This window comes from Streptomyces sp., assembly GCF_036566765.1.
In the GTDB taxonomy this organism is placed as follows: Bacteria; Actinomycetota; Actinomycetes; order Streptomycetales; family Streptomycetaceae; genus Streptomyces.
Window position 1 is genome coordinate 1 of the sequence record NZ_DATCVQ010000064.1, and the last position, 9,521, is coordinate 9,521.

Below are 9,521 nucleotides of genomic sequence, written 5' to 3' on the forward strand. Positions count from 1 at the left end.
TGCTACCAGGGCCTGCGCCACCGTCGTGGGCTGCCGGTCCACGGCCAGCGGACCCACACCAACGCGCGCACCCGCAAGGGCCCGCGTCGCGCCATCGCCGGCAAGAAGAAGCCGGGCAAGAAGTAGTCCACAGCGGACTCGCTCACCAGCGGTCTTGCGCTGTAGGACCGACCACCTCCCGTAGGAGTAATAGATGCCCCCCAAGGGTCGTCAGGGCGCTGCCAAGAAGGTGCGCCGCAAGGAAAAGAAGAACGTCGCTCACGGCCACGCGCACATCAAGAGCACGTTCAACAACACGATCGTCTCGATCACGGACCCCTCGGGCAACGTGATCTCCTGGGCCTCCGCCGGCCACGTCGGCTTCAAGGGCTCGCGCAAGTCCACCCCCTTCGCCGCGCAGATGGCCGCCGAGTCGGCCGCCCGCCGCGCGCAGGAGCACGGCATGCGCAAGGTGGACGTGTTCGTCAAGGGTCCCGGCTCCGGCCGTGAGACCGCGATCCGCTCCCTCCAGGCCACCGGCCTCGAGGTCGGCTCGATCCAGGACGTCACCCCCACCCCGCACAACGGCTGCCGCCCCCCGAAGCGTCGCCGCGTCTGACCCCGTAGGGGCCTGACTTCGGGCGGTATGGCGCTTCGGTGCCGTACCGCCCGTACCCTTGTTCCGTTGGCATCAAATAGTGGGTGCCAAGACTGGAGGCATTTCTCATGCTTATCGCTCAGCGTCCTTCGCTGACCGAAGAGGTCGTCGACGAGTACCGCTCACGGTTCGTGATCGAGCCGCTGGAGCCGGGCTTCGGCTACACCCTCGGTAACTCGCTCCGCCGTACGCTCCTCTCCTCGATCCCCGGCGCTGCTGTCACCAGCATCCGGATCGACGGTGTCCTGCACGAGTTCACCACCGTGCCGGGCGTCAAGGAGGACGTCACCGACCTCATCCTCAACATCAAGCAGCTGGTCGTCTCCTCGGAGCACGACGAGCCGGTCGTGATGTACCTGCGCAAGCAGGGTCCCGGCCTGGTCACCGCTGCTGACATCGCCCCGCCGGCCGGTGTCGAGGTCCACAACCCGGACCTGGTCCTGGCCACGCTGAACAGCAAGGGCAAGCTGGAGATGGAGCTGACCGTCGAGCGCGGTCGCGGCTACGTCTCCGCCGTCCAGAACAAGCAGGTGGGCCAGGAGATCGGCCGTATCCCGGTCGACTCCATCTACTCGCCGGTGCTCAAGGTCACGTACAAGGTCGAGGCGACCCGTGTCGAGCAGCGCACCGACTTCGACAAGCTGATCGTCGACGTCGAGACCAAGCAGGCCATGCGCCCGCGCGACGCCATGGCGTCCGCCGGCAAGACCCTGGTCGAGCTGTTCGGTCTGGCGCGCGAGCTCAACATCGACGCCGAGGGCATCGACATGGGCCCGTCCCCCACGGACGCCGCCCTGGCCGCCGACCTGGCGCTGCCGATCGAGGAGCTCGAGCTCACCGTTCGTTCGTACAACTGCCTCAAGCGCGAGGGCATCCACTCCGTGGGTGAGCTCGTGGCGCGTTCCGAGGCCGACCTGCTCGACATCCGCAACTTCGGTGCGAAGTCGATCGACGAGGTCAAGGCGAAGCTGGCCGGCATGGGCCTGGCCCTCAAGGACAGCCCGCCCGGATTCGACCCGACCGCTGCCGCCGACGCCTTCGGCGCCGACGACGACGCGGACGCCGGGTTCGTCGAGACCGAGCAGTACTAAGAGCTCGGGCCCGACTGTTCGATCGTGGCTGCGGACCGGTTTCGGCCGGTCGCGCCCTCGGGGCGGTAGCCGCAAAATCGAATACCTCCCCGCGCCCTTCAGGGGGCGCGGGTCTCCGACGGGCGACCGCCTGCTCGGATACTGACCTCGGTACCTGACACGGCCGAGGCAGACACCAAGGAGAAACACCATGCCGCGTCCCGCGAAGGGCGCCCGCCTCGGCGGCTCCGCCGCGCACGAGAAGCTTCTGCTCGCCAACCTGGCGAAGTCGCTCTTCGAGCACGGCCGCATCACGACGACCGAGGCCAAGGCTCGCCGCCTGCGTCCGGTCGCCGAGCGCCTGATCACCAAGGCGAAGAAGGGCGACATCCACAACCGTCGCCTGGTGCTGCAGACGATCACCGACAAGGGCATCGTCCACACCCTCTTCACCGAGATCGCCCCGCGCTACTCCGAGCGCCCGGGTGGCTACACCCGCATCACCAAGATCGGCAACCGTCGTGGCGACAACGCCCCGATGGCCGTGATCGAGCTGGTCGAGGGCGAGATCGCCAAGAAGGCGACCGTCGCCGAGGCCGAGGCCGCTGCCAAGCGCGCCGTCAAGGAGGCCGACGAGGCCGCCGAGACCAAGACCGAGGACGCGCAGGACGCCTGAGCGTTCTGACGATCTCGTGGGCGGGCCCGCACCCCTCGGGGAGCGGGCCCGTTCCGCATGCACAGGCTTTGAGAGGAATTCACGCGTGAGCGACGACGTGCAGCCCGGGTTCGTCCGCGTACGGCTCGACCTTTCGTACGACGGCAAGGACTTCTCCGGCTGGGCCAAGCAGGCCCGCGGGCAGCGGACCGTCCAGGGCGAGATCGAGGACGCCCTGCGCACGGTCACCCGGTCCAAGGAGACGTACGAGCTGACCGTCGCCGGTCGCACGGACGCCGGGGTGCACGCGCGCGGCCAGGTCGCCCACGTCGACCTGCCCGTCGCCCTGTGGCAGGAGCACCGCGAGAAGCTGCTGAGGCGGCTCGCCGGGCGGCTCTCGCACGACGTGCGGATCTGGAGCGTCGAGGAGGCCCCCAGCGGCTTCAACGCCCGCTTCTCGGCCATCTGGCGCCGCTACGCCTACCGCGTCACCGACAACCCCGGCGGCGTCGACCCGCTGCTGCGCGGCCACGTGCTGTGGCACGACTGGCCGCTGGACATGGACGCCATGAACGAGGCCGCGAGCGCCCTCGTCGGCGAGCACGACTTCGCCGCGTACTGCAAGAAGCGGGAGGGCGCGACGACCATTCGCACCCTCCAGGCGCTGCGCTGGGAGCGCCGGCCCGACGGCGTCCTGGAGGCCACGGTGAAGGCCGACGCCTTCTGCCACAACATGGTCCGCTCGCTGGTCGGCGCCCTGCTCTTCGTCGGCGACGGCCACCGGCCGGCCGACTGGCCGGGCAAGGTGCTGGCCGCGGGCGTACGGGACTCGGCCGTGCACGTCGTACGCCCGCACGGCCTCACCCTCGAAGAGGTCGGCTACCCCGCCGACGAGCTCCTGGCCGCCCGCAATCTGGAGGCCAGGAACCGGCGCTCACTGCCCGGCGGGAGCGGTGGCTGCTGCTGACGCCTGCGTGCGGCCGCGGGCGTAGATCTGGTTGAAGGTGAAGTTGCCGAGGTCGTCGCTGGCCTTGAAGACCGCGGCGTCCTTCGTCGTGACCTTCTTGCCGCCGGTGAAGCCGGCCTGGGTGAAGTACGCGTAGCGGCCGACCGCGTTCGCGCGGCGCAGGCACACCGTGGCGCGACAGAACTCGGCCACGCCCTTGCCGGTCAGGGGCGCGATGCCGCCCTTGGCCTGGGCCTTCGCCTTCAGGGCCTCGGCCTCGGTGGAGAAGATCGCGACGCCGACGGTGATCGCGACGCCGTCCTTGACGTACGTGGCGCGAATCACCCGGTCGCAGCCGTTCCGCTTCAGGATCTCGCCCAGTCCGCCCTGGCCCACGGAGGCGCAGTCCGTCGTGGAGGCCGTCGCGCCCTTCTGGTACGCCCGGCCGCTCATCGTGAGCTTCTTGCCGGGGAACAGGGTGTCGGGGCTGATCGGGGCCTTGTCCTTGGCCTCGTTCGAGATGAAGTCCTTCGGGTTCGGCGGGGGCGGCGGCGCCACCGACGAGAAGGACGGCTGGGGCTCGGGGGAGTCCGTGGGGGAGGCGGCGGTCGTCGGGCCGCCGTTCTTGCCGTTCGCGGTCGGATCGTCGTCGCCGCCGGCCACGACCGCCGTGGCGACGATCGCGCCGACCACCAGCGTGGCCAGCGCCCCGCCGCCGATCGTCAGCCAGCGCTTACGGCGGGCCCGGTTCGCCGACGCGTCGGCGAGCGCCCCCCAGTCCGGCGTCTGCGTGCCGAACGGCTGTTGCTGCTGCTGTCCGAAAGGCTGCTGCTGCTGTCCGCCGAACGGCTGCTGTCCCTGCTGCTGCCCTTGCTGCGGCCCTTGCGGCCACTGCGGTCCCCCAAAGCTCATGCCGCGCATCCTAATCCGGTTGGGATACGGGCGCTCCGGCAGCGACAATGCGACCCATGGGACATGTCGAGGCCGCGCATCTGGAGTACTACCTTCCCGACGGGAGGGTCCTCCTCGGGGACGCCTCGTTCCGGGTCGGGGAGGGCGCGGTCGTCGCGCTGGTCGGGGCCAACGGCGCCGGCAAGACCACCCTGCTGCGGATGATCTCCGGCGAGCTCCAGCCGCACGGCGGCTCCGTCACCGTCAGCGGCGGCCTCGGTGTCATGCCGCAGTTCGTCGGCTCGGTGCGGGACGAGCGGACCGTGCGCGACCTGCTGGTCTCCGTGGCCCAGCCGCGCATCCGCGAGGCGGCGAAGGCGGTCGACGCGGCCGAGCACCTGATCATGACGGTCGACGACGAGGCCGCGCAGATGAAGTACGCGCAGGCCCTCAGCGACTGGGCCGAGGTCCAGGGCTACGAGGCCGAGACCGTCTGGGACATGTGCACCATGGCCGCGCTCGGCGTCCCGTACGACAAGGCGCAGTTCCGCCAGGTCCGCACGCTCAGCGGCGGCGAGCAGAAGCGGCTGGTCCTGGAGTCGCTGCTGCGCGGGCCCGACGAGGTGCTGCTGCTCGACGAGCCGGACAACTACCTCGACGTGCCGGGCAAGCGCTGGCTGGAGGAGCGGCTGCGGGAGACCCGTAAGACCGTGCTCTTCGTCTCCCACGACCGCGAGCTGCTCGCCACCGCCGCCGAGAAGATCATCGCGGTGGAGCCCGGCCCGGCCGGGTCCGACGTGTGGGTGCACGGCGGCGGCTTCGGCAGCTTCCACGAGGCGCGGCGGGAGCGGTTCGCCCGCTTCGAGGAGCTGAAGCGGCGCTGGGAGGAGAAGCACGCGCAGCTGAAGAAGCTGGTGATCAACCTGCGGCAGGCCGCCGCGATCAGCCACGAGCTGGCGTCCCGGTACGCGGCGGCGCAGACCCGGCTGAAGAAGTTCGAGGAGGCCGGCCCGCCGCCGGAGCCGCCGCGCGAGCAGGACATCCGGATGCGGCTGCGCGGCGGCCGCACCGGCGTACGGGCGGTGACCTGCGAGAACCTTGAGCTGACCGGGCTGATGAAGCCGTTCTCGCTGGAGATCTTCTACGGCGAGCGGGTCGCCGTCCTCGGCTCCAACGGCTCCGGCAAGTCGCACTTCCTGCGGCTGCTCGCCGGGGACCCGTCGGTGGCCCACACCGGTACATGGAAGCTGGGCGCCCGCGTCGTCCCCGGCCACTTCGCGCAGACGCACGCGCACCCCGAGCTGCTGGGCCGCTCGCTCGTCGACATCCTGTGGACCGAGCACGCCAAGGACCGGGGCGGGGCGATGTCCGTGCTGCGCCGGTACGAGCTGGAGCAGCAGGGCGACCAGGCGTTCGAGAAGCTCTCCGGCGGCCAGCAGGCACGCTTCCAGATCCTCCTCCTGGAGCTGGCCGGCACCACGGCGCTGCTCCTGGACGAGCCGACGGACAACCTGGACCTGGAGTCGGCGGAGGCCCTGCAGGACGGGCTCGAGTCGTACGAGGGGACGGTGCTTGCCGTCACGCACGACCGGTGGTTCGCGAAGAGCTTCGACCGGTACCTGGTGTTCGGCTCGGACGGAGTCGTACGGGAGTCCTCGGAGCCGGTGTGGGACGAGCGACGGGTCGAGCGGGTGCGCTGACCTGGTGTCTCGCGGCGTTTTGACCCGTCGGGGCGGCGCGGGTACTGTTGCAGTTTGTTATGCGTATTGGCTTCGTCGTTCTCACACGAAGGGCCCTTACGCAGGTTCCCTGGAGCAGTTACCAGTGGCTCGCATACGGGCAGTGTCCCCGGCAGTGCAGGCCCCAGCTGCATGATCGCTTCAGGTGTGTCTGGACTCCATCCACTGAAGAAGCGAAGGCTACGAAGTGCGTACGTACAGCCCCAAGCCCGGCGATGTCACTCGCCAGTGGCACATCATCGACGCGCAGGACGTTGTCCTGGGCCGTCTGGCGACCACGGCTGCGAACCTCCTGCGAGGCAAGCACAAGCCGGTCTACGCCCCCCACATGGACATGGGCGACTTTGTCATCATCATCAACGCTGACAAGGTCCACCTGTCCGGCAACAAGAAGACCCAGAAGCTGGCTTACCGCCACTCCGGCTTCCCGGGTGGTCTGCGCTCCGTCCGTTACGACGAGCTGCTGGACAAGAACCCCGAGAAGGCCGTCGAGAAGGCCATCAAGGGCATGATCCCCAAGAACACCCTGGGCCGTCAGATGCTCTCGAAGCTGAAGGTCTACGCGGGCGAGAACCACCCGCACGCTGCCCAGCAGCCGGTCCCGTTCGAGATCACCCAGGTCGCGCAGTAGTTCCGGCCACACCCCCTAAGAACGAAAGAAATCTGAGGAGAATCGTGGCCGAGACCACCCCTGAGACCCCCGTCGACGAGTTCGAGGGCGTCGAGGAGTACACCACCGAGACCGAGACCGTCGAGGGCGAGTACACCTCCGAGTCCGTCGCGTCCCGCTTCGGCGACCCGCAGCCGGCCGCCGGCCTGGGCCGTCGCAAGAACGCCATCGCCCGCGTCCGGATCGTTCCGGGCACCGGCAAGTGGAAGATCAACGGGCGCGCGCTCGAGGACTACTTCCCGAACAAGGTCCACCAGCAGGAAGTCAACGAGCCCTTCAAGGTGCTCGAGCTCGACAACCGCTACGACGTCATCGCCCGCATCTCGGGTGGCGGCGTCTCCGGCCAGGCCGGCGCCCTGCGCCTCGGTGTGGCCCGCGCGCTGAACGAGGCGGACGTGGACAACAACCGCCCGGCGCTGAAGAAGGCCGGCTTCCTCTCCCGTGACGACCGTGCGGTCGAGCGGAAGAAGGCCGGTCTCAAGAAGGCCCGTAAGGCCCCGCAGTACAGCAAGCGCTAATATCGCCTGCTCGGACTGCTTGTACGTACGCCCCGGCGGCACTGCCCGTGCTGCCGGGGCGTACGTCTTTTCTTCACTTTGGGCGTGCACGGCCGTACAACGGAGATCGGGCGCCCAGGGATTGCGTTTTCGGAGCATTTTCGGAGGACAGCTGTGGGACGACTCTTCGGCACGGACGGCGTACGCGGTGTGGCCAACGCGGATCTGACGGCAGAGCTCGCGCTCGGCCTGTCGGTCGCGGCGGCGCATGTGCTCGCCGAGGCGGGGACCTTCGAGGGGCATCGCCCGACCGCGGTGGTCGGCCGTGATCCGCGTGCGTCGGGAGAGTTCCTGGAGGCCGCCGTCGTGGCGGGTCTCGCGAGCGCCGGCGTCGACGTGCTGCGCGTCGGCGTGCTGCCCACGCCCGCCGTGGCGTACCTCACCGGCTCGCTCGGCGCCGATCTCGGCGTCATGCTGTCTGCCAGCCACAACGCCATGCCCGACAACGGCATCAAGTTCTTCGCGCGCGGCGGCCACAAGCTCGCCGACGACCTTGAGGATCGGATCGAGACCGTCTACGAGGAGCACCGCACCGGTGCCCCGTGGGACCGGCCGACCGGCGCCGGCGTGGGCCGGGTCCGCGACTACGACGAGGGCTTCGACAAGTACGTCGCCCACCTCATCGCCGTCCTGCCGAACCGCCTCGACGGGCTGAAGATCGTCCTGGACGAGGCGCACGGCGCCGCCGCCCGGGTCTCGCCCGAGGCGTTCTCCCGGGCCGGTGCCGAGATCGTCACCATCGGCGCTGAGCCGGACGGCCTCAACATCAACGACGGCTGCGGCTCCACCCACCTGGGCCTGCTGAAGGCCGCCGTCATCGAGCACGGCGCGCACCTCGGCATCGCCCACGACGGCGACGCCGACCGCTGCCTCGCCGTGGACGGCGCGGGCAACGAGGTCGACGGCGACCAGATCCTCGCGGTGCTCGCGCTGGCGATGCGCGAGGCGGGCACGCTGCGCGGCGACACCGTCGTCGCGACCGTGATGTCGAACCTGGGCTTCAAGCTGGCGATGGAGCGCGAGGGCCTCTCGCTGGTGCAGACCGGGGTCGGCGACCGGTACGTCCTGGAGTCGATGAAGGAGCACGGTTACGCGCTCGGCGGCGAGCAGTCCGGCCATGTCATCGTCCTCGACCACGCGACCACCGGCGACGGCACCCTGACCGGCCTGATGCTGGCCGCGCGGGTCGCCGCGACCGGCAGGTCGCTGGCCGAGCTGGTCGCGGTGATGGAGCGGCTGCCGCAGGTCCTCATCAACGTGCCGGACGTCGACAAGTCCCGCGTGAAGACCTCCGCCGAGCTGGCCTCCGCGGTCTCCGACGCCGAGCGCGAGCTGGGCTCGACCGGCCGGGTGCTGCTGCGCCCGTCCGGCACGGAGCCGCTCGTCCGGGTGATGGTCGAGGCGGCCGACATCGAGCAGGCCCGGTCGGTGGCGGGGCGGCTCGCGGACGCGGTGAAGTCGGCGCTGGGGTAGTCCTCCTGACGGACGCACACTCGGCTGGTCCTTCTGACGGACGCACACGAGACGGCCCCGCCTCCCGGAGTACCGGGCGGCGGGGCCGTTTCCTGTGCCGGCCGCGTCAGCCCTTCCCGGGGCGGGTCCACTGGCCCCGCTGGGTCCGCCAGAGAGCCTTCTGCCCGTAGAGCGTGAGCACGCCCGCGAGCATGATGCCGAACAGGTTCAGCAGCAGCTGCTCGATCGACCCCCACATCTGGGCGAACTCCCCGTAGCTGAGCGCCACGGCGGCGTTCGCGCCCGCCGGGACGGTCGTCACCGAGATCGCGACGCCCACCAGCGCCCCGGACTTCGACGAGGTCAGCGAGAGCACGCCGGCCATGCCGGCGAGCAGCGCGACGACGAACGAGAACGGGTCCGGGTTCCAGATGAAGCTGGTGTTGGGCCGCTCGGCGTCCAGCTGCTCCTTGTTGAACAGGTCCAGTGCGTCCATGCCCAGGCTGAACACGGTCGTCGCCACGATCGCCGCGGCGAAGCCGACGAGCAGCGCGACGAGGGAGCGTACGGCCAGCTTCGGCGCGCGCTGCACCACCGCCGTGCAGACGCCGGCGAGCGGCCCGAACTCCGGGCCGACGGCCATCGCGCCGACGATCAGGATCGCGTTGTCGAGGAGCACACCACAGGCCGCGATCATCGTCGCCAGGATCATGAAGGCGCTGTAGGTGATGGTGAGGGTGGACTCCTCGTGGGTCGCCCCGCTCAGCTGCTCCCAGAGCACCGCGTCCGCGGCCTCGCCGGGGGCCTCCGCCTCGGCCGCGTCCGCGCGCCGCGACATCGAGAAGTCGATGCTCTCGACGGCGATCGAGCCGTCCTGGTCGATCCTCATCTCGCGCAGCCCGTG

11 protein-coding genes are annotated in these 9,521 nt (G+C 69.9%); 9 read left to right on the forward strand and 2 right to left on the reverse strand.

Features of this window, described 5'->3' with window-relative positions; all coding sequences use genetic code 11:
• From rpsM to truA, 5 genes are all read left to right on the forward strand, one after another.
• A partial coding sequence (gene rpsM, locus VIU94_RS03165; protein ID WP_331907279.1) for a 30S ribosomal protein S13 occupies positions 1 to 126 on the forward strand: 126 nt, incomplete at its 5' end.
• A 67-nt stretch (positions 127 to 193) separates the two neighbouring features.
• The gene (rpsK, locus tag VIU94_RS03170) at positions 194 to 598 is read left to right on the forward strand and encodes a 30S ribosomal protein S11 (protein ID WP_003956432.1); all 405 of its coding nucleotides are present in this window, start codon (positions 194 to 196) and stop codon (positions 596 to 598) included.
• 107 nt (positions 599 to 705) lie between these two features.
• Entirely contained in the window at positions 706 to 1,728 is a 1,023-nt protein-coding gene (locus tag VIU94_RS03175; RefSeq protein ID WP_030890689.1) for a DNA-directed RNA polymerase subunit alpha, read from the forward strand.
• A 190-nt stretch (positions 1,729 to 1,918) separates the two neighbouring features.
• Entirely contained in the window at positions 1,919 to 2,383 is a 465-nt protein-coding gene (rplQ, locus tag VIU94_RS03180; protein WP_331907265.1) for a 50S ribosomal protein L17, read from the forward strand.
• Between the two features lie 85 nt (positions 2,384 to 2,468).
• Positions 2,469 to 3,329: a tRNA pseudouridine(38-40) synthase TruA gene (gene truA, locus VIU94_RS03185; protein WP_331907267.1), complete on the forward strand. Its 861-nt coding sequence runs from the start codon at positions 2,469 to 2,471 to the stop codon at positions 3,327 to 3,329.
• Here truA and VIU94_RS03190 read toward each other — a convergent pair.
• Positions 3,297 to 4,220 (reverse strand): hypothetical protein, encoded by a 924-nt coding sequence (locus VIU94_RS03190; protein ID WP_331907269.1) that lies wholly within the window; start codon positions 4,218 to 4,220, stop codon positions 3,297 to 3,299. The genes truA and VIU94_RS03190 overlap by 33 nt on opposite strands.
• 56 nt (positions 4,221 to 4,276) lie before the next feature.
• Between VIU94_RS03190 and VIU94_RS03195 the strand changes: the two genes are divergently transcribed.
• The 4 genes from VIU94_RS03195 (at position 4,277) to glmM (ending at position 8,638) form a co-directional block, all read left to right on the forward strand.
• Positions 4,277 to 5,899, forward strand: coding sequence for an ABC-F family ATP-binding cassette domain-containing protein (locus VIU94_RS03195; RefSeq protein ID WP_414720878.1), 1,623 nt, complete (start codon positions 4,277 to 4,279; stop codon positions 5,897 to 5,899).
• Positions 5,900 to 6,125: 226 nt separating this feature from the next.
• Entirely contained in the window at positions 6,126 to 6,569 is a 444-nt protein-coding gene (gene rplM / locus VIU94_RS03200) for a 50S ribosomal protein L13 (RefSeq protein ID WP_015035600.1), read from the forward strand.
• Positions 6,570 to 6,613: 44 nt separating this feature from the next.
• Positions 6,614 to 7,126: a 30S ribosomal protein S9 gene (gene rpsI, locus VIU94_RS03205; protein ID WP_331907273.1), complete on the forward strand. Its 513-nt coding sequence runs from the start codon at positions 6,614 to 6,616 to the stop codon at positions 7,124 to 7,126.
• 153 nt (positions 7,127 to 7,279) lie between these two features.
• On the forward strand, positions 7,280 to 8,638 hold the full coding sequence (glmM, locus tag VIU94_RS03210; RefSeq protein ID WP_331907275.1) for a phosphoglucosamine mutase: 1,359 nt from the start codon (positions 7,280 to 7,282) through the stop codon (positions 8,636 to 8,638).
• Positions 8,639 to 8,744: 106 nt separating this feature from the next.
• On the opposite strand, the gene VIU94_RS03215 is transcribed toward glmM, so the two are convergent.
• Positions 8,745 to 9,521: DUF389 domain-containing protein (locus VIU94_RS03215; RefSeq protein ID WP_331907277.1), on the reverse strand; the 777-nt coding region annotated here is incomplete at its 5' end.